General features: G+C 59.6%; 20 protein-coding genes and 2 pseudogenes. 17 read left to right on the top strand and 5 right to left on the bottom strand.

The features are described from left to right. Genes ACU0DV_RS10885 through ACU0DV_RS10900 form a run of 4 tightly spaced genes read left to right on the top strand, consistent with a single transcriptional unit; the run spans window position 1 to window position 3,568 of the window. Window positions 1-918, top strand: a complete 918-nt coding sequence (locus ACU0DV_RS10885) for a c-type cytochrome (RefSeq protein ID WP_007803405.1) — start codon at window positions 1-3, stop codon at window positions 916-918. Window positions 919-961: 43 nt separating this feature from the next. Beyond that, entirely contained in the window at window positions 962-2,356 is a 1,395-nt protein-coding gene (locus ACU0DV_RS10890) for a multicopper oxidase family protein (protein WP_007803406.1), read from the top strand. Beyond that, on the top strand, window positions 2,353-2,835 hold the full coding sequence (locus ACU0DV_RS10895) for a c-type cytochrome (RefSeq protein ID WP_007803408.1): 483 nt from the start codon (window positions 2,353-2,355) through the stop codon (window positions 2,833-2,835). Before ACU0DV_RS10890 ends, ACU0DV_RS10895 begins: the two co-directional genes overlap by 4 nt. Before the next feature lies 1 nt (window position 2,836). Then, entirely contained in the window at window positions 2,837-3,568 is a 732-nt protein-coding gene (locus ACU0DV_RS10900) for a DsbA family protein (RefSeq protein WP_009807488.1), read from the top strand. A 42-nt stretch (window positions 3,569-3,610) separates the two neighbouring features. Here the strand turns inward: ACU0DV_RS10900 and ACU0DV_RS10905 are convergent, their stop codons facing one another. Further along, window positions 3,611-3,811, bottom strand: a complete 201-nt coding sequence (locus ACU0DV_RS10905; RefSeq protein ID WP_007803412.1) for a heavy-metal-associated domain-containing protein — start codon at window positions 3,809-3,811, stop codon at window positions 3,611-3,613. A gap of 152 nt (window positions 3,812-3,963) precedes the next feature. On the opposite strand from ACU0DV_RS10905, the gene ACU0DV_RS10910 reads away from it, so the two are divergent. Both ACU0DV_RS10910 and cueR read left to right on the top strand, forming a co-directional pair. Then, complete coding sequence (locus tag ACU0DV_RS10910; RefSeq protein WP_040182674.1) at window positions 3,964-6,474, top strand: heavy metal translocating P-type ATPase; 2,511 nt, start codon at window positions 3,964-3,966, stop codon at window positions 6,472-6,474. A gap of 12 nt (window positions 6,475-6,486) precedes the next feature. Continuing rightward, window positions 6,487-6,885, top strand: coding sequence for a Cu(I)-responsive transcriptional regulator (gene cueR / locus ACU0DV_RS10915; RefSeq protein ID WP_007803416.1), 399 nt, complete (start codon window positions 6,487-6,489; stop codon window positions 6,883-6,885). A 21-nt stretch (window positions 6,886-6,906) separates the two neighbouring features. On the opposite strand, the gene ACU0DV_RS10920 is transcribed toward cueR, so the two are convergent. Both ACU0DV_RS10920 and ACU0DV_RS10925 read right to left on the bottom strand, forming a co-directional pair. Beyond that, window positions 6,907-7,671, bottom strand: a complete 765-nt coding sequence (locus ACU0DV_RS10920; protein ID WP_012187037.1) for a MauE/DoxX family redox-associated membrane protein — start codon at window positions 7,669-7,671, stop codon at window positions 6,907-6,909. A gap of 12 nt (window positions 7,672-7,683) precedes the next feature. After that, window positions 7,684-8,520 (bottom strand): DUF305 domain-containing protein, encoded by an 837-nt coding sequence (locus ACU0DV_RS10925; RefSeq protein ID WP_012187184.1) that lies wholly within the window; start codon window positions 8,518-8,520, stop codon window positions 7,684-7,686. Window positions 8,521-8,699: 179 nt separating this feature from the next. On the opposite strand from ACU0DV_RS10925, the gene ACU0DV_RS10930 reads away from it, so the two are divergent. From ACU0DV_RS10930 to ACU0DV_RS10945, 4 genes are all read left to right on the top strand, one after another. Continuing rightward, window positions 8,700-9,281: a L,D-transpeptidase gene (locus ACU0DV_RS10930; RefSeq protein ID WP_012187183.1), complete on the top strand. Its 582-nt coding sequence runs from the start codon at window positions 8,700-8,702 to the stop codon at window positions 9,279-9,281. A 125-nt stretch (window positions 9,282-9,406) separates the two neighbouring features. Then, window positions 9,407-10,669 carry a multicopper oxidase family protein gene (locus ACU0DV_RS10935; RefSeq protein WP_007803424.1) on the top strand — a complete coding sequence of 421 codons (1,263 nt, stop codon included), beginning with the start codon at window positions 9,407-9,409 and terminating at the stop codon, window positions 10,667-10,669. Window positions 10,670-10,782: 113 nt separating this feature from the next. Beyond that, on the top strand, window positions 10,783-11,295 hold the full coding sequence (locus tag ACU0DV_RS10940; RefSeq protein ID WP_012187181.1) for a disulfide bond formation protein B: 513 nt from the start codon (window positions 10,783-10,785) through the stop codon (window positions 11,293-11,295). A 42-nt stretch (window positions 11,296-11,337) separates the two neighbouring features. Continuing rightward, entirely contained in the window at window positions 11,338-12,003 is a 666-nt protein-coding gene (locus ACU0DV_RS10945) for a L,D-transpeptidase (protein WP_012187180.1), read from the top strand. 76 nt (window positions 12,004-12,079) lie between these two features. On the opposite strand, the gene ACU0DV_RS10950 is transcribed toward ACU0DV_RS10945, so the two are convergent. Next, a complete protein-coding gene (locus tag ACU0DV_RS10950; RefSeq protein WP_012187179.1) occupies window positions 12,080-12,637 on the bottom strand; it encodes a hypothetical protein in 558 nt (185 codons plus the stop codon). A gap of 397 nt (window positions 12,638-13,034) precedes the next feature. Here ACU0DV_RS10950 and ACU0DV_RS10955 point away from each other — a divergent pair, with 397 nt between their 5' ends. From ACU0DV_RS10955 to ACU0DV_RS10975, 5 genes are all read left to right on the top strand, one after another. Further along, entirely contained in the window at window positions 13,035-13,643 is a 609-nt protein-coding gene (locus ACU0DV_RS10955; protein WP_012187178.1) for an EF-hand domain-containing protein, read from the top strand. Between the two features lie 140 nt (window positions 13,644-13,783). Beyond that, window positions 13,784-14,170 (top strand): DUF302 domain-containing protein, encoded by a 387-nt coding sequence (locus tag ACU0DV_RS10960; protein ID WP_007803435.1) that lies wholly within the window; start codon window positions 13,784-13,786, stop codon window positions 14,168-14,170. 105 nt (window positions 14,171-14,275) lie between these two features. Next, complete coding sequence (lgt, locus tag ACU0DV_RS10965) at window positions 14,276-15,196, top strand: prolipoprotein diacylglyceryl transferase (protein WP_007803438.1); 921 nt, start codon at window positions 14,276-14,278, stop codon at window positions 15,194-15,196. A gap of 78 nt (window positions 15,197-15,274) precedes the next feature. After that, window positions 15,275-17,620: a copper-transporting P-type ATPase gene (locus ACU0DV_RS10970; RefSeq protein ID WP_188129277.1), complete on the top strand. Its 2,346-nt coding sequence runs from the start codon at window positions 15,275-15,277 to the stop codon at window positions 17,618-17,620. A 48-nt stretch (window positions 17,621-17,668) separates the two neighbouring features. Beyond that, window positions 17,669-19,006, top strand: a complete 1,338-nt coding sequence (locus ACU0DV_RS10975; RefSeq protein WP_007803442.1) for an APC family permease — start codon at window positions 17,669-17,671, stop codon at window positions 19,004-19,006. 7 nt (window positions 19,007-19,013) lie between these two features. Here ACU0DV_RS10975 and ACU0DV_RS10980 read toward each other — a convergent pair whose 3' ends face one another. Continuing rightward, window positions 19,014-19,658, bottom strand: a complete 645-nt coding sequence (locus tag ACU0DV_RS10980; protein ID WP_007803445.1) for a hypothetical protein — start codon at window positions 19,656-19,658, stop codon at window positions 19,014-19,016. A 109-nt stretch (window positions 19,659-19,767) separates the two neighbouring features. Between ACU0DV_RS10980 and ACU0DV_RS10985 the strand changes: the two are divergent. Then, window positions 19,768-19,887: pseudogene (locus tag ACU0DV_RS10985) on the top strand (IS5/IS1182 family transposase); the annotation flags it as partial. After that, window positions 19,887-19,970 (top strand): annotated as a pseudogene (locus ACU0DV_RS10990) (cytochrome c biogenesis protein CcdA); the annotation flags it as partial. The pseudogenes ACU0DV_RS10985 and ACU0DV_RS10990, both read left to right, overlap by 1 nt. Window positions 19,971-20,113: the final 143 nt, after the last annotated feature.

The raw sequence follows: 20,113 nt of genomic DNA on the forward strand, positions 1-20,113 counted from the left end.
ATGCGCCGGTTCTTGACACTCGTCAGCGGGGCCGCCGTGCTGGGCGCGGCCAGCCTCGGCGTCGTGATTGCATGGCCTGTCGGCAGTGCAGTGACTCCGATTGCAATAGAGGGCAATGTCGACCGGGGCGCATATCTGGCGCGCGCCAGTGGGTGCATTGCCTGTCATACCAATTTTGAAGCGGGCGGCGCACCACTTGCCGGAGGGGCGCCGCTCGAAACCCCGTTCGGAACGTTCTACCCGCCCAACCTGACGACAGACCCGGAACATGGCATGGGCGAATGGACGGCAGAACAGTTCGCAAAAGCCGTGCGGCAAGGCATCGGCCCCGATGGAACGCCGTACTATCCGTCTTTCCCGTACACCTTCTATGCGGATTTTTCTGATCAGGATATCGCTGACCTCTGGGCGGCGTTTCAAACCGTGCCGCCCGTGGACGAGCCTGCACCAGAAAATGATGTCAGCTTCCCATTCGACCAACGATGGGGGCTGAAGCTCTGGCGAGCGGCGTTCTTCTACGATCCGGATACCGAACCGATTGAAGGGCGAAGCGACGCATGGAATCGAGGACGGGAATTGGTGCGCGGTGCGGCACATTGCGGAGCCTGCCATACGCCGCGCAATCTTGCGGGAGGCCGCGATATCGGTGCTTCCTTTGCAGGCAACGCCCAGCTTCCCGGTGGCAGCAAGGCCCCCGCGATACGGCCAAAAGACCTGGTCAAAAATGACTGGACGGTTTCAAACCTCGCTTATGCGCTCCAGACCGGCATCACCCCTTCGGGCGATGCTTTCGGCGGCAGCATGGCGGAAGTGGTTCGCGAGGGAACTCGGTTTCTGACACCTGCCGATCGCGAAGCGATGGCGCTTTTCCTGCTGAACAAGGACACGGTCGAGGCGGAGAACCCCGCGTCGAACTAACACCACGCGGGGGCAACACGCCCCCGCTTTCTCGAGGATCGAAATGAGACAAACACGTCGGGATTTCTTGCGCCATGCAACACTGGCGGCCTGCGCGGCGGCCATCCCGCAGTCGGCTTTTGCCGCGACCCCGTTCGAGGACCTGATTGCCAAGGTTGCACGTCGACAGCTTCTTCCGGACACCTACCCGGAAACAGAGATCTGGGGCTATGACGGCCTCGTTCCGGCCCCGGAAATCAGGGTCACACAAGGCGATCGGGTGCGTCGCAGGTTTCGCAACGAGGTACCCGATCCCAGTTCGGTTCACTGGCACGGAATCCGGATCGACAACGCGATGGATGGCGTTTCAGGGCTGACCCAAGAGGCCGTAGCGCCGGGTGGAACCTTTGACTACGACTTCGTCGTACCGGACGCGGGCACCTATTGGTATCACGCGCATAATCGCTCATACGAGCAAGTCGCGCGTGGTCTGCGCGGTGCCTTGATCGTCGAAGAGGTCGATGGACCGGACATCGACCGCGAGGAAGTCATCGTTCTGGAGGACTGGTTGCTCGACCCTGAGAGCGGGCAGCTGTTCGACAATTTCGAACAGCCCATGATGATGAGCCACGGTGGACGTACCGGCAACTTTATCACGACCAACGGGCGCTATGACCTGACCTTGCCCGCGCAGCGCAACGAGCGCATTCGCTTGCGGATCATCAACGCAGCAAGCGCTCGAATTTTCCCGCTGAGGCTCTCTGGATTCAGTGGCTGGACGGTGGCCGTGGATGGAATGCCAACCGGCCAACCCCAGTCGGTTGACGGCGAGTTGATCCTCGGCCCGGCACAGCGCGTCGACTTAATTGTGGATGTGACCGAAGACGAAGGCGGCACCGCCCAATTGCTTCGCATCGGCGATGATGATCAATTGACCCCGTTGGTGAGTTTTCTGGTCAACGGCACAGCCAGTTCAGTACCAAGAGGCAAGCCACTGCCGTTGCCGCCGAACCCCGCGGCACACGCCCCGGACCTTGCCGATGCGCGTGATTTGCGACTGGTCATGTCCGGCGGGGCAATGGGGCGAATGCAGTCCGCATTGCTTGGCGGGGAACGTCTTGGATTCCGTCAGCTTGCCCAAGCGGGCAAATTCTGGGCCCTGAATGATGTCGCCGAAATGACCTACACGCCACTGGCCGATCTATCCCTGAACGAGCCGGTGCGCCTGAAGATCGAGAACCAGACCGTTTTCCCACATGCGATGCACCTGCACGGGATGCATTTCCGCGAGCTGCGCCCCGACGGCGCGTTCGGGCCGATGCGGGACACGATCCTGTTGGCCGGCAACGAGTCCCGGGAGATCGCCTTTACGGCAGACAATCCCGGCAAGTGGCTGTTCCATTGCCACATGCTCAGCCACGCCGCATCTGGCATGACAACCTGGATACGGGTCACATGAGATATCTCGTTTGGTCCCTTCCGATCACTGTCGCAGCAGCCGCCTTCACGTATTGGCTCTCGACCAGTGCATCCTCGGATGTCGGCAGCGCGTCCAGGGCGGAGAGCTACGACATCGAAGAAGGCGCGTTGCTCTACGCAGAAAACTGTGCGTCTTGTCATGGCGCGGGTCTGGAAGGCCAGCCGGAATGGCGAACGCCCGGCGCGGATGGGCGCCTGCCAGCACCACCACATGATGAGACGGGTCACACCTGGCATCATCCTGACAGCCTGCTCTTCGATTACACAAAACTGGGGGGTGCGGCGCTTCTGGCGCGTCAGGGCGTCGAATTCGACAGTGGCATGCCCGGTTTCGCAGACGTGCTGACCGACCAGCAAATTCACAACATCCTGGCCTTCATCCGGTCCACCTGGCCAGACCGCATCCGCGAAGTCCAGGCCGCGCGGACAGAAGCCGACGAACAACGGGGAGAGAACTAAAATGCGTTTCAGACAAGCCTTCACGACGGTCGCGATAGCTGCCTTGCTTCCGATACCGGCACTCGCGGACGAACTGTCAGAGTCCCGGGTCAAGGAACTTGTGCTCGAGGCAATCCGCGAGAACCCGGAGATTGTCATGGAGGCCGTGGCGATCCTCGAACAAAGGCAGGCGCAAGCGCAGGAGCTCAGTCAGGCCCAAGTTCTGAATGACCAGCGCGATCTAATCGAGAACGATCCGAATGCGCCGGTTCTCGGCAACCTGGAAGGGGACGTCACTGTTGTGGAATTTTTCGACTACAACTGTCCCTATTGTCGGCGGGTCAAACCCGAGGTGCGGGCTTTGATCGAAGACGATCCCAACATTCGCCTCGTCTATCGTGAATGGCCCATTCTCGGAGACGGATCGGTGTTTGCCGCGAAAGCGGCCTTGGCAGCGCGCAAGCAGGACAAATACGAAGAGTTTCACTGGGCAATGATGGGGCTGGAAGGCCGCGCGGAAGAGGCCTCCGTGCTGCGCGTGGCCGAGGAGATCGGCCTGGATATCGCGCAGTTGCGCAAGGACATGGAGGCCCCCGAGGTCGAAGAGCACATTGCGACCTCCATGCAACTGACCCAAGCTCTGGGCTTTAACGGCACGCCGTCTTTCGTGATCGGGGATGCGCTGGTCCCGGGCTTCGTCGAAAAGGCGCAGCTTGCCGACTTGGTCGAGGAAGCCCGCAAAGTCGAAGACTGAAATTCTGTGCCCGGACCACCCTTGGGTGGTCCAGGCACTGCATCAAGCGGCCGCAGGTTCCACGTTGTAGCCCGCATCCCGAATGATCGCTTGGACCTGATCGGCTGGTAACACGCTGTCGACATGCACCTGTCGGGCAGAAAGGTCACATTCTACGCCTGCATTCGGATCTGCGCTCTTCACCGCGCTTTCGATTGCTGCGGTGCAATGCCCACAGCTCATGTCCGGAACGCTGAACTTCATCGGAACCACTCCTTGATCTGATTTCTATCGGTGACATGGGGCTTCCCCCCGCTGGAAGGTCAAGTGAAGAAATTTATTTGGCGCCCTCCCATTGACCCTCCAGTAACTGGAAGCCTCATATTCCACTTCGAATGGAAAAACAGGTGACACATATGCCCGAACCCAAACAGATCAGCCTGCCGATCGAAGGCATGTCATGCGCGTCCTGCGTTGGCAGGGTCGATCGCGCATTGAATGCAATCGACGGCGTAGAGGATGTGTCGGTGAACCTTGCCTCGGAAACTGCTCGCATGAGCGTGGACGCGCTCAAGCGCATTCCCGACATCATCGAATCCCTTCGCGAGCTGGGCTACCCCGCGCGGAAGGCCAGGGCCGAACTCACGATTGCAGCGATGTCCTGTGCCTCTTGCGTCGGGCGGGTCGATAAGGCGCTTGCCGCGGTGCCCGGGGTGGTCGAGGTGAACGTCAACCTCGCCTCAGAGACGGCGACGGTCGTTTACGTCGAAGGTCTTGTCACGACATCCGATCTGATCGAATCAAGCGGCGCGGCAGGGTATCCAGCAACCGTGGCAACGGCCCAGGCCGGTGACGACAGAGTTGCGCGCAAGGAGGAAGAGGCTCAGGCGCTTGCCAAACGGGTCACCTTTGCGGCCATCCTCGCCTTGCCGGTCTTCCTGATCGAAATGGGTGGCCACGTCATTCCGGCCGTTCATATGCTGATCGAGACCACGATTGGCCAGCAGACGAGTTGGCTTCTTCAGTTCGTGCTGACGACAATCGTTCTCTTCGGCCCGGGCCGGACGTTTTACACCAAGGGTTTCCCGGCCTTGTTCCGGGGTGCCCCCGACATGAACAGCCTCGTCGCGGTCGGCACCGGGGCGGCTTACCTTTATTCCGTGGTTGCGACATTCGTACCGTCGGTCCTGCCTGACACGCTGCGCACCGTCTATTTCGAGGCGGCAGCGGTCATCGTCGTTCTGATCCTTCTGGGGCGGTTTCTTGAAGCGCGCGCCAAGGGGAGAACGGGCGCGGCCATCCAGAAGCTATTAGGGCTTCAGGCGCGGACTGCACGCGTGATGCGGGACGGAGAAAGCGTCGAGATCGAGATCGATGCGCTGGTTCAGGGTGACATCGTCATCGTGCGCCCTGGTGAACGCATCGCGGTCGATGGCGAGGTCATCGAGGGGACCAGCCGCGTCGACGAAAGCATGCTGACAGGCGAGCCGATCCCCGCTGAAAAAGGTGCCGGAGATACGGTGACCGGCGGGACGGTCAACGGCGCCGGAAGCCTGCAGTTCCTCGCCACGCGGGTCGGCGCCGACACGACCCTGGCGCAGATTATTCGCATGGTCGAAGAGGCCCAGGGCGCCAAACTGCCGATCCAGGGATTGGTCGACCGGATCACCTTGTGGTTCGTGCCTGCCGTGATGGCGATCGCGGCGGCGACCGTGCTGGTCTGGCTGTTTTTCGGGCCTGATCCGGCCCTGACGATGGCGCTGGTCGCCGGTGTGTCGGTGCTCATCATCGCGTGCCCCTGCGCGATGGGGCTTGCGACGCCGACCTCGATCATGGTCGGGACGGGACGTGCTGCGGAAATGGGTGTCCTGTTCCGTAAAGGTGACGCCTTGCAGCAACTTGATTCCGTTGATGTGGTCGCCCTCGACAAAACAGGCACGGTGACCGAGGGGCGACCCGCACTGACTGACCTTGTGCTGGCGGAAGGGTTCGATCGCCCAACAACGCTCTCGAAGATCGCTGCCGTGGAGTCGCTCTCCGAGCATCCTGTCGCGGACGCCATCGTGCGGGCCGCGCGGGCCGAGGGCGCACCTCTTGTGGCGGCCGAAGGTTTTCAATCGGTCACAGGTTACGGCGTGCGCGCCGTGGTCGAAGACGTGGAGGTGTTGGTTGGGGCCGACCGCTACATGGCGCGCGAAGGCATTGACGTCTCGGCATTGGCTCCAGAGGAAACGAAGATCGCAAGCAAGGGTCGCACGGCGCTTTACGCTGCCATAGATGGGCGTGTCGCCGCCGTGATCGGCGTGGCCGATCCGGTCAAACCGGCAAGCCGCGCAGCCATCGCAGCGCTGCACGAAAAGGGTCTTGCGGTTGCGATGATCACCGGCGACAAACGCGAAACCGCCGAAGCCATCGCCCGCGAAACCGGTATCGACCACGTCATCGCCGGCGTCCTGCCGGACGGCAAGGTTGCGGCGCTCGACAGTTTGCGCCAAGGGAACAAGCGCATCGCCTTTGTCGGCGACGGGATCAACGACGCCCCGGCGCTGGCGCATGCCGATGTGGGCATCGCCATTGGAACCGGCACCGATGTGGCCATCGAATCTGCGGATGTCGTCCTGATGTCGGGCGATTTGCGCGGCGTGGTGAACGCCTTCGAAGTATCGCGGCGGACCATGCGCAACATCCGGCAGAACCTGTTCTGGGCCTTTGCCTACAACGTGGCACTTATTCCGGTCGCTGCCGGGGTGCTTTATCCCGCCTTTGGGTTGCTCCTGTCACCAATCCTTGCGGCGGGTGCGATGGCGTTGTCCTCGGTGTTTGTCCTGACCAATGCCCTGCGGCTGCGGCGCATCGCGCCTGCGATGGACGAGCAGCGCGCAATCCCGGCAGAGCTGGCAGCCGCCACTCCTGCTCCAGCAGAATAACGGAGGTTCGACATGAACATCGGAGACGTTGCCCGACAATCGGGTGTGCCCCCAAAAACAATCCGCTACTACGAGGACATCGGGCTGATCCGCCCGAACCGTAGCGAGAACGGCTACCGCGCGTTCACCGAGAGCCACATTCACAAGCTGGCGTTTCTGGGTCGCGCACGGGCCTTGGGGTTCACCATCGAAGATTGCAGGACGCTCCTGTCGCTCTACGAGGATGAAAACCGCGAAAGCATGCAAGTGAAGGCGGTTGCGGAAGACCATCTGCGCCAGATCGAGGAAAAGATCGCGAAACTGCAATCCATGCGCGCGACGCTCGCCGAACTGGTGGAAAAATGTGCCGGGGATCACCGGCCCGACTGCCCCATCATCGAGGATCTGTCGCCGGAGCGGTTGGCCAAGTGACAGGCAAGAAGGGGCTGTACCTCAGAACCAGATCGCGCGGACCGGCATCCAGATACCCATGAAGATCATCATCAGGTTTTCCGTCAGCGAAATGAACCCCAGCGGGACGGAACTGTCACCGCCGACGCAGGCGCATTTCAGCTCTCTCTTGTCGATATAAACAGCCTTGAACACGCTGACAGCGCCGACCGTGCCGATAAACAGGGCGACAGGCGCCGAGAGCCACAGCAGCGCGCCGGCAGTCATCAGGACACCTGCCAACGCTTCGCCGAACGGGTAGACCTTGCCGTATCGCACCCATTTGCGCGCCAGCAGATCGTAGTTGAGGAACATCGTCGAAAACCCTTCGACATCCTGCAATTTCTGGATCGCGAGAATGGTCATGGACAGCGAAATGAACCATTCGAACCCCCGCAAGGTAAGGACCGACCCGTACTGGTGCCAAGACAGGCCCAATGCCAACAGCGCGGCAACGGAAAAGATCGCGATGACCGGCTGGTAGGTCGTGTCGCTTTGCTCTTCCTCGGGTGGGTCAATGTCGAAAAACACCCTGAGATCATCGTAACCGCCGATCCGTTCGTCCCCGATGAAAGTCTGCGGCGTCGTCTCGACCCCGTGCTTCTCCATGAAAGCATCGGTGTCTTCACGGGTGTCAAGCGGATGGTCTTCCACCTCGAAGCCTTGCCGCTCCAGCAGGTCTTTCGATTTCAGACCGTAGGGGCAGACATGGCCCGGCATGACCATGCGATAAAGCTGCGCGGATTTACTGTCTGTGTCGCGGGGCATGTCCTTTCCTCCTTATCCGCTGCACGTAAGTTGACCACGGAACCCGGCTTCGTAGTCGGTTCCCGCGCTGACGATCAGATCGGTCAGGTCACCGTTCGTCTCTGCGATCTCGGCCGACAGCGGGCCTTCAGAAAATGCATTTTCGCCCTGCGCATTCAGGCGCACCAGATCACCGCTGATCTTCATTGCGGCGGCAGACCCTTCGCCGGTTTCACCAGTCACCAGTACAGCCGGACTGTCCGAGGTGTAAGCAAAGCGGCAATTTCCGCCATTCGGGAACACCGCAGCGATTTCGTCTTCCGTCAGAAACTCAGGATCGACCTTCGACACGACCTCCGTTTGAAGCGCCTGTTGCGCATCCACAACCTGCGCCGGCGTTTCGCTTCGCGTGGCCGATGCTTCGCCGTTTGCTCCAATGTCAGCAATAAGGTAGCGCATTTCGGCGATTTCCTTGTCCTGCGCATAGATAATGTCGTCTGCGAGCCCCCGGACGCGCGGGTCGGTGATCTCGGCACGAGTCGACGTCATGATGGCGATCGAGTGGTGCGGGATCATGGCGCGCATGTAGGACCTGTCCTGTACCGTGAATTGCCCGCGAACCAGCCAGAGGCTCGCCGCGAAAAGGACTATTGCGCCAACGAAAATCGCGATGTTGGCTTTGGTGTTCTGATACATGGACAACATGTACGCCAACATGATCACGGCCATGGTCGCCCCCATCAGGATGGCCATGTAAAGGCGTGTCTCCGAAAAGAAGATATGGCCCCAAAGATAGGTGTTCAGGTACATCAGAACGAACATGACCACGGTCGATGTTCCGATCATCATAAAGAATCGTGAGTAGTGCATTTCCAGTCACCTCCTTGCAGTTCTCTGTAAAACAACAACATTCCAGCGCTGGAGAGTTCCAAAAGCACGAATTTTCGTAGTTTCAAGGCAACAAAGGCGCGTCGTTTGCCCCGGTTCACGGCTTCTTTTCTTTGCCCCTGACGCGCACTGAATTTTCATGGGTCCGAGGAGATCGCGCCATGCAGAATTTCACGAGACGAGAATTGATTTGTGCCGGAGCGATGGGTTGCTTTCTGCCCACAACTGCCTGGGCCCACAAAGTCAAATTGCCCGAACGGTTCGAACCACAATTGGTAAACACCCGTCGTGGTGACTGGGTTAAAGGCGATGTCCACGTCGTTCCCGACGATTTTTTCCTTTATTTCATGCTCGAGGACGGGATGGCGATCCGCTACGGGGTCGGGGTAGGGCGCAAAGGTTTGTACGAACCCGGAGAGTTCACGGTAGCGCGCAAGGCCAAATGGCCATGGTGGCGGCCAACAAACGCCATGATCCGGCGCGAGCCACGCAAATACGCAAAGTACAAGGATGGACTGAAAGGCGGGCCAAACAACCCGCTCGGGGCCCGCGCGCTCTATCTCTACGATGCCGAGGGACGCGATACCTATCTTCGCATTCATGGAACGAACGCCCCGGAGACAATTGGGTCTGCCGTGTCGAATGGATGCGCGCGGTTGACGAATGAACATGTGAAGGATCTGTACGAACGCGTTGAAATCGGCGCCCGCGTCTTCCTGTATCCCAAAGTGACAACGGCGTGAGGAGTGTTCTGTCGCCTTGAAGTTCCTCTTCCGGAAATGGCACAAGTGCGGCAGTTGGCGAAAGCCAGTCTATCATTCATGAGGTGACGGAATTGTCTTTGAGCCGGAGGTCTTTCCTTGGCGGGATGACCGTTGCGCTGGCTGGTACCCGCTTGCCAGCAGCGACACACGAGTTGATCCTCGCGCCCCAATCGATCAAGGCGCACCTTGCTGGGTACGACGTGTCGATGTTGGGCTTCAACGGTGGTCTGCCGGGCCCAGAAGTCAGAATGCGACAAGGACAAACCGCCCGCATTACCCTCGATAACCGATTGGAGGAGGGCGCTCTCGTTCACTGGCATGGGTTGCGGGTTCCAAATCGGATGGATGGTGTCAACGTCCTCACTCAGGATGTGGTCATTCCGGGCGACTCGTATCGTTATCAATTCGGCGTCCCGGATGCCGGCACGTATTGGTATCACTCGCATTACCTGTCTTACGATCAGGTCAGCCGCGGTCTTTTCGGCGCCTTCATCGTCGAGGAGCAAAATGCGCCGGCTGTCGACCATGACATCGTTGTTCAGTTCTTCGATGTCTTGCTAGATCAGTCCGGGCAGTACGACGAAGCGTTCAACCCGGCCCACTTCGCAACCGAGGGCCGTATCGGCAATACGGTCACGGCACTTGTTTTCAATGGAACCGGCAAGACCGTGAAACGAGGCGACCGTCTGCGACTGCGTCTCATAAATCCCTCTATCGACAGGGTGTACCGTGTCGGCCTGGATGGTTTGATAGGCAAGATCGTTGCACTGGATGGCATGCCTCTGGCGCATCCTCGGACGCTCGAACCGATCCTTCTCGCTCCGGGGCAAAGATGCGATGTGATTGGTGATGCGACCGGGCCTATTAGATTCGACGACAGCTTTGGAGAACAGACGTTGAGCCTTGGCGAAATCGCTGTTTCCGGTTCCCGTGAGCCCGCGAAAGCGCCCATCACCGCATTGCCCGCCAACCGAATGCCCGCCCCGAAAGACCCCGGCCAAACCGCGGAGCTGGTGCTCCAGGGAGGTGCGGGAAGCGCGTCCCACAACGGCACAGGGACATGGGCGCTCAATGACGTATCCGGCCTGCCTCGAAGGCCTTTCCTATCCGCCGCGCAGGGGACGACCGCGCGCATTTCGATCCGCAACGAAACCGGGTTCCCACACGTCATGCATCTGCATGGCCACCATTTCTGGGAACTCGATGCGGCGGGTGAAGCCGGTCCATACCGGGACTCGACCTATCTGGATACCGGCGAGACGCGGGATATTCTCGTCGTCCTGGACAATCCGGGATCGTGGATGCTGCATTGCCACATGTTGAGCCACCAAGCCGACGGTATGGCAACGTGGATCAGAGTCGGCTGAGGGTCGAGACGGATACATACCGTTACAAATCTCTGAATGATAACAGGCCTTTCGCCGTCTACGTAACCTGACAAGCGAGAAACAGGTCCATCGACTGCCAATGGGAGCGTTCATTGACCCTGACACCAAAATCTCTCGGCATGACTGCGGCGGCAGGATCAGCCGCCTTGCTGTTGGGGGCCTTCGTTTTCCAGGCTCTTGGGTACGCGCCGTGCGCAATGTGCATCTGGCAACGCTACCCACACGCAATCGCCATTGGAATGGGCGCTCTGTTGCTCTTTGCTCTGCCGATTTTGCCAATCCTGATAATCGGTGCCCTGTCGGTACTCAGCACATCCGCGTTGGGAGTGTTTCATACCGGTGTCGAGCGCGGCTGGTGGGAGGGACCGACTTCTTGCACGGGATCCGGCCTCGATGTTTCCCAAATGTCGGTATCGGAATTGCTGCCCTCTGCCAGTTCAAATACGTCCAATCTTGTTCTGTGCAGTGAGGTTGTCTGGGAATTTCTGACGTTGTCCATGGCCAGTTGGAACGCGATCCTAAGCGGTGTCCTTGCTTGCCTCTGGTTGGTCGCGATCGCAAGACATCAAAAGGTTCGGTGGCATGGGGTCGCGGACGTTTCTTGAATCGTCCCGCATTCATCGAAAACAAACAAAGGGCTTCGCTTCATGGTTACAAGACGACACTTCCTTGCACTTTCCGGCTCGCTGTTTTCAGCGTCTCTGAGTTCGCCAGCATTCGCTAAGACCTGGCCGTCAACAGCCGAAAAAGCAGCTTGGGATGCGCAGATCACGCCCGCCAACTATGACCCGGCAACAACCAACCCATGGGGGCTGCATCCCAGGCTGCTGCCGCAACGCGTTTTGGCGAATGACGGTTTGCGCCCGGGTGACATTCACGTCGATGCGATCGCGCGCTATCTGTACCATATCGAGGAAGGTGGCACCGCGATGCGATACGGGGTGGCGATTGCCAAGGGCGATCTCTATGAACCCGGCACCTATACGATCCGCCGAAAGGTCGAATGGCCGCACTGGACGCCAACGCAGTCAATGATCGAACGCGATCCGGAGGCTTACGAGCGGTTTGCCGACGGTATGGAGCCCGGCCCCAACAATGCCTTGGGCAGCAGGGCTTTGTATCTATTCGTCGGAGATCGGGATACGTACCTTCGAATTCACGGAACGCCGAGCCCTCGCAGCATTGGCGGCCGGGCCAGTTCGGGATGCGTGCGCATGGTGATGGCCCACATCAATGATCTCTATCCGAATGTCGCTGTCGGATCGACGGCGTTCCTTTACTCGGCCGAAGACAGCGTTACCGCTCGAAGCTAACCTATTGCATCTTTGGCTCACACGCCGAGGACTGCGTCGTGCAGGGACATCTTCCAATGAATTGTTGGACGAACACTCACGGCTGTGTCGCAAGTGAACTTTCGAACTGTGCGATCGCTACGGATTTGTCGTCCTCATCGTTCTCGAACAGCTTTGTGGTTCGCACGCCCGGCAACTTGCCAAAATCCGCCATCAGGCGCTTTGGAAAAAATGTGCGTCCGATGGATTCAAATCCTGGTAATTGTCTGAGTACCGCGGAGGTACTGGCACTACAAAAACCGGAAGCGGCTGGGCCGCTGGCAATTGCAAGGCGCAAAGCCTGCTCCGCGACTTCGGGAGACACATCGATCTCTTGTATGACGACATGGTAGGTCTCGCGAGCATGAGCCCGCGCATAAAAATCGGCCACTTGTGGAGTAATGCCATAAAGCACATCTCCCCGTTCCGGTACAGCGCTCAGCCGGACCGTTCCTGCCGGATCGAAGATAACACGCTGCGACCCATTAATCATGACGCTGCTATGCGCACCCGCCCCGGACCTGTTGTTGATCATGGTGTACAACGTCAGCGCGGCCGGTCCATCGTGACGGTAGGATGCGCTACTGATGACTTCGGCTGAAGCATCCGGGCGCATGTCGTTTCCTGCACCGCACCCCGCCAAAATTACCAAGGTTAGAACTGAGAAAATGCGGTTCAAAAAGAGCACCCTGCAGCCTCCTGCCATGGGTTGAATGATTGAATTTTCGGGATATTCAGGGCCTCTAGCAATCTCGACATCAACTCTTCCGGATTTCACCTCTACCGAAACATGGGTTCGGTTTCGGTTGGTATACGGATCCTCGACACCTTTTTTTCTGGATATCGCATGTTTCAGATGAAGAGGAGCGTTCGCCCCGAATTGATTTGTCGCAATTTGTAACAGACCCCGCCTTTGTGACCTCGCGATACAAAACACCGGCTCGCGTGGCATTCCGCATCTGCAGGTGCCCCCCATATGCTGGGTATCGCAACACTGACACGAGGTGATCGAAATGAAACGCAACACTTTACTCGCTGCAATGACCCTGGCTGCAACCGCCCTTGGCGGTGCCGCATTCGCGGACGCCAACCACGGGCGTGGGGGACAATTTGGCGCCCAGAGCGGACCAGGCATGATGCAGAACGGTGGTCCCGGTATGATGGGGAACATGGGCGGAATGATGGACATGATGAAGCGCATGCACGGAAACATGATGGGCGCAGGCATGATGGGCGCAGGCATGGGCAGTGGTATGATGAGCCCAGGCATGGCTGGCGGCATGATGCAAATGTTCGACACTGATGGAGACGGCACAACGACGCCGGAAGAAATGCGCACGCAGCTGCAGGCCAAGCTTTCCGAGTTTGACAGCGACGGGGATGGAAGCCTCTCGATTACCGAGTTTGAAGCTCTCCACAGCGCGATGATCCGCGAAATGATGGTGGATCGCTTCCAACACCTCGATGCCGATGGCGACGGCGCGGTGACGCCGGAAGAGATGGCCGCTCCTGCCGATAGGATGGAGCGGATGCAGATGATGCGGTCGAATATGGCAGATGCGCCTGCGCGGCCTGGCAACGGTCAGGGCATGGGCAACGGCTCCATGATGCAGGACAACTGAGCCAATGGGTGCCGGTTTTTTTCCGGCACCCGTCCTCACAACCCCAAAACCATTCGCGGTCGGGACATTGAACCGAACCGCGACCTGAACCGTTTAGCCTCGGTATGCCAACAAATAGAGACACGGAAAGGAAAATTCCCATGGCCTATACCTATGATCGCGTCCTGAAAGACACCAAAATCGATGACGCAGAGATGCGTGTTCGGGATGCTTTGGCAGACAAGGGCTTCGGCGTTCTGACTGAGATTGACGTCAAAGCGACGATGAAAAAGAAACTTGATGCGGACATGCCGCCTTACCGCATCTTGGGGGCCTGTAATCCGGGCATGGCGCACAAAGCCATCGAGATCGAGCCTCGCATCGGTGCGATGCTTCCCTGCAATGTTATCCTGCGGCAACTGGACGGCGACACCGAGGTCAGCGCGGTCGATCCTGTCGCTTCGATGCAGGCGGTGCAGAACCAAGACCTGGACGCGGTCGCCGGCGAAGTCCGCGATCTCCTTCGGGACGCCCTCGACACCGCGTGATGGCGGGATGGGCGTTGGATGCCCTGTCGCAGATCGAGCGCCTTTAGCGGTGCTCGATCAATGCCATCTAATCCCCACGTAAATTCCTGATGAGGAACTCACCCAGTGCTGCCAGCGGGATTGCCATTTCCGGATATTGGAACCGACCTCTTCTCCTTCGACATCGGGGGGGTCACATTCGCACTCCGCTGGTACGCGCTAGCCTATATCTTCGGTATCCTGATTGGCTGGCGCATTTGTTCGAGTGCCATAAGCCGTCCCGCGCTCTGGACGTCAGCTGGACCGCCGCTTGACCGAACGCAGATCGAAGATCTTCTGACGTGGATCATCATCGGCGTGATTGCTGGTGGTCGCCTGGGCTTTGTACTGTTCTACCAGCCCGCATATTATCTCGCCAATCCCTTGGAAATTCTGATGGTCTGGCAAGGCGGCATGTCTTTCCACGGGGGGTTCGCGGGAGTTGTCATCGCGGCCTTGCTGTTCTGCCTTAGACAGAACGCGTCATTGCTCAGCACTGGCGACTTGCTGGCTTTGGCAACACCACCAGGCTTGTTTCTTGGAAGGCTGGCGAACTTCACCAACAATGAGTTGTGGGGGCGTCCAACGGACGTTCCCTGGGCGGTGATCTTTCCCGGCGAAGTCGCGCAGGCCTGCCCAGGGGTTAGCGGCCTCTGCGCCCGACACCCGTCCCAGCTGTACGAGGCGGTATTGGAGGGGCTCATTCTTGGAATACTGCTCATTTATCTCGCTTGGGGCCGGGGCTGGCTGAAAATGCCCGGTGCCTTGGCTGGCGTGTTTCTGACCGGCTATGGTCTTGCCCGAAGTTTCGTCGAGATGTTCCGGCAACCGGACCAACAATTTGTGACGGCGGACAACCCGATCGGCCATGCGCTTCATTTTGGTGAGTGGGGTTTGACCATGGGCCAGTTGCTCTCCATGCCAATGGCGCTGGTCGGGCTGGCGTTGATCGTGTTCGCCCGGCGGGAACGGGGCCGGACAGCGCCACCCCGCAGAGCCGCAATGTAATCGCCGTACTGATCTCTCTTGACCCTCCCGCGGATGGAAGCCCTAGGCAAGAGAAGCATTCTCGGAAAGGACCGCAAAATGAGCACTCCCGACAGTTCTGAAACCACAGCAGCTTCTTCGGTATTCGTTTGCCCCATGCACCCTGAGGTGCGGCAGGACGAGCCCGGCAATTGTCCGAAATGCGGGATGCACCTCGTGCCGGAATCGGAGCTCGAGGTCCATTCAGCACATGATCATCACGAACACCACGCGGGTGCCACGCCGGCCGATGGCCGATATGATCTGGTTCCTACAGGACATGATGGTCCCATTTTCACCTGCCCGATGCACCCTCAGGTGCGGCAGCCTGATCCGGGCGCGTGTCCGATCTGTGGTATGGGATTGGAACTGGAATCCGGTGTGCCGGGCGATGAAGGTCCAAATCCCGAACTGGTGGATTTCACACGGCGGTTCTGGGTCGGCACAGTCCTGACGATCCCGCTCCTTGTCCTCACGATGGGGCCATTCGTCGGTTTCCCCGCAGTCCGGACTTTTTTTGGCGAAAGCACCACACAATGGATCGAATTGATCCTGGCAACGCCAGTGGTCTTGTGGTGCGGCTGGCCGTTTCTGGAACGCGGATGGATTTCGTTCCGCACATTGAACCTCAACATGTTCTCCCTGATCGGCATGGGCGTTCTTGCCGCCTGGCTCTTCAGCGTCGTTGCCGTTCTCGCACCGGACATATTCCCTGATGGGTTCCGAGACTCCGAAGGCCATGTCGGCGTCTATTTCGAGGCGGCGGCGGTGATCGTGACGCTGGTGCTGCTCGGCCAGGTGATGGAACTACGCGCCCGCGAGGGGACCGGCAAGGCGATCCGCGCGCTTCTCGACATGGCGGCAAAGACCGCGCGGGTCATCCGGGACGACGGATCCGAGGAGGAAATCCCGCTGGAGGACGTGCAAGTCGGGGACCGGCTGCGCGTGCGGCCCGGTGACAAGGTGCCGGTCGATGGCGTGGTTCTGGACGGCCGGTCCTCGGTCGACGAAAGCATGATCTCCGGTGAACCCGTGCCGGTCGAGAAGACCGAGGGCGACCCGCTGACCGGCGCGACGATCAATGGCACCGGCAGTCTGGTGATGGAGACGACGCGTGTCGGGTCCGACACGATGCTGGCTCAAATTGTCGAGATGGTGTCGAACGCGCAGCGCTCGCGCGCCCCGATCCAGAAATACGCCGACAAGGTGGCGGGATATTTCGTTCCGGCCGTCATCGGTATCGCGGTCCTGTCCTTCATCGCCTGGGCGATCTGGGGGCCCGCGCCTGCGCTTTCCTACGCATTGATTTCGGCGGTGGCGGTTCTGATCATCGCCTGTCCTTGTGCGCTTGGCCTGGCGACACCGATGTCGATCATGACAGCGACAGGACGGGGCGCTCAGGCAGGGGTGCTGATCAAGAACGCCGAGGCGCTGGAGCGGTTCGAGAAAGTCGATACCCTGATCGTCGACAAGACCGGCACGTTGACCGAAGGCAAGCCGCGGCTTGTCGACGTACTCCCGCAACCCGGCCACGACGAAGCCGAGGTCTTGCGTCTCGCCGCATCGCTTGAGCGCGGATCGGAGCACCCCTTGGCCGAAGCGATCGTCAGGGGTGCGGAGGAGCGAGATGTCAAAATGGACGAGGCACGGGACTTCGAGGCGGTCACTGGCAAGGGCGTCAAGGGGGTCGTTGACGGCAAAGCGGTCGCGCTCGGCAATTTGGCGATGATCCGCGAATTGGGGCTCGAGGCGGGCGCGTTGACCGCCAAGGCCAATGCCCGCCGCGACGAAGGCGAGACGGTCATGTTCGTTGTGCTGGATGGCGAGATCGCCGGTCTAGTTGCTGTCGCCGACCCAGTGAAGGAGACCACGCCAGAAGCCATCGAGGATCTGCATGAACTGGGGTTCCGCGTCATCATGGCGACCGGCGACAACGAACGCACGGCCAAGGCCATCGGCACGCGGCTCGGAATCGATGAGATCCGGGCCGACGTGCTGCCGGAGGACAAGGCGCGGATCATCCTTGAGTTGCAAGAGGCGGGCCACAAGGTCGCCATGGCCGGGGATGGCGTCAACGACGCCCCCGCGCTCGCGCAGGCCGATGTCGGCATCGCCATGGGCACCGGCGCCGATGTGGCCATCGAAAGCGCGGGCGTCACGCTGGTCAAGGGCAACCTTGATGGTATCGTGCGTGCGCGGCGGCTCGCCCGGGCCACGATGCGCAACATCCGCCAGAACCTGTTCTTCGCGCTGATCTACAACGCCTCCGGCGTGCCGGTCGCGGCGGGAGTTCTGTTTCCCTTCTTTGGCATCCTCATCAGTCCGATGTTTGCTGCCTTCGCCATGAGCGCGTCGTCAATCTCGGTGGTGCTCAATTCGCTGCGCCTTCGCGGCGTTCGTATCTAGAAGCGCGCAACAGCGTTCGGATGAACCAAAATTAAAAGGGGGCCATTTATGCAGAGCGAAAAAGAAACGTACCGCGAAAATTCCATCAGTCTGGGCGGAGCCGTTGCGATGGGGACAGGCGTGATGATCGGCGCTGGAATCTTTGCGTTGACGGGGCAAATCGCGCAGCTCGCCGGCCCGCTTTTCCCGCTTGCATTCATCGCCGGCGCGGTCGTCACAAGCTTCAGCGCCTACAGCTACATCAGGATGTCGAACAAATGGCCGTCCTCGGGTGGCATCGCCATGATCCTGCAGAAATGCTATGGCCCCGGAGCCATCGCGGGCGGGGCCGCACTGCTGATGGCGCTCAGCATGGTGATCGCGGAAAGCCTCGTCGCGCGAACCTTCGCCACCTATGTCCTGCGCCCTTTCGATATCGAAGGTGGCCCATTGGTCCCCGCTCTGGCTGTGGCCGTGATCGTTTTCGCCTTTTTGGTGAACATGGCCGGAAACCGCTCGGTCGGGCTGTTCTCGTTGATCATGGCCGCGATCAAGATCGGAGGCATAGCTCTGTTTGGCATCGCGGCCCTGTGGTCCAGTGGTTTTGCGTTCGCCGCGGCGTCCGAGACCTCACAATCCTACGGGCTCACGGGGTTCATCGCCTCTACGGCGCTGGCCATCCTTGCGTTCAAGGGATTCACCACGATCACCAACAGCGGAGCCGAGATCACTGAACCAAATCGCAATGTTGGCCGAGCGATCATGTTCTCTATCGGAATCTGCGTCGTCGTCTACCTGTTGGTCGCCTACGGGGTCGGTTCGAGTCTCACGATCGAGGAGATCATCTCAGCGCGTGACTATTCGCTGGCACAAGCGGCGCAGCCCGCCCTTGGACAAACCGGCTTCATACTCACGGTGATCCTGGCCGCTGTCGCAACGGCGTCCGGCGTTCTGGCCAGCGTCTTCGCGGTGTCGCGTATGCTGGCGATGCTGACCGACATGGAAATGATCCCGCACAGCCACTTCGGTATGCCAGGTCCCATCCAACGCCACACCCTGGTCTATACTGTCGTCATCGCCGCGACGTTGGCCGTGCTCTTTGATTTAGGCCGGATCGCATCCCTCGGTGCTTTCTTTTACCTCGTCATGGACATGATCATACATTGGGGCGTGTTCCGCTATCGTCGAGCAGACGTCGGCGCCTTCGGTATCGTGCTTTTGACTGCCCTGGCGCTCGATGCGATAGTACTGGCAGCTTTCACCGTGATGAAGCTTCAAAGCGACCCGATGATCGTTCTCTACGCCGCTGTCGGGATGATCGCTGTGTTCGCCTTCGAGCGCGTTTACTTGTCGCAATGGGTGGCACCGCAAGTCGCCCCCGCCCCCGCCCACGCCCACGGTGATTAGCCTGCCATCACCTGGCCTGAAGAGATGCGATGCCTTGTGCGCCGATCGTGATCAGCCCGACCGACAAGGCAAACGCAGCCAGGGCAAGCAGCATCACGCCCGTGTTCATGGGCAAGCGACGTACAACCGGTCCAAGAAATTCCGACCGCCCGAAAGCCGAGACGTAGAGCGGCAACGCGCTTATCATAGTCGCATAGAGGTAAACGCCGGAGATGTTCTCGAAAAACGCCGAACGCGCAAGAGTCGGGGATACAACCGCCAAAGCGGTTGAACGATTGCCGCCGAATGACCCGAACCAGTCGGCAGATAGAACGTATATCAGCACGTGGAGACCTGGAAAGAGAAGGGCTCTGAGCAAGACATCGACCAGCACGAAAAACGCCGTGTCTCTTGAGCCCGCCTTAGGTTGCTTTGTCATAGCGAAAAGGAAAAAACTGACATAGTTGACGGCAAAAACCACGGGCAAACCGTTGGTCGCAACCTGCCTTAGTAAGCGCATGAGTGCCGGTCCGCCGGCAGCAAGAGCCGGAGCAAAGCCCGGAGCCAGTAAGACGTAGAACAACAGGACCGGCAGTAATGCAGCGAAGCTGAACAGCAGGACATTTCTAACAAACTGAGCCGCGGGCATACTGATAGAGAAAAATCTATCCATTGAAATAGCCTGCCATGTGGGCACCACTAGGTCGATGATACGGGGCGTTGTTGCACAAGTCTGACGCCTCAGGATTCCCTTCGCGAACCCATGCTGTTAGCCGCATTCCATGAGCAACCCATCTCCCGCCCGCTATCGTACGACCAACTGGTCCAGCTACAACGCATCGCTGCGCAAGCGGGGGTCCCTGCTGATCTGGGTCGACGAAGACATCACTTGGCGCGCGCCCTCACCGCCGCCCTCCTAGCCGGCACGATATCATTTCTGTCCCCCTGCGTGCTACCTCTTGTGCCAGGTTATGTCTCCTACGTAACCGTGAACCGCGCCGGGTTTGCCGGAGGCTCCAACTCATGAGTAGGATGGAGCATCATGACAAAGACAACGAACAAGTATTCACCAGAAGTGCGCGAGCGCGCCGTGCGGATGGTAATGGATGGCACCGGGCAGCATGAAAG

It is taken from the genome of Sagittula sp., assembly GCF_052825245.1.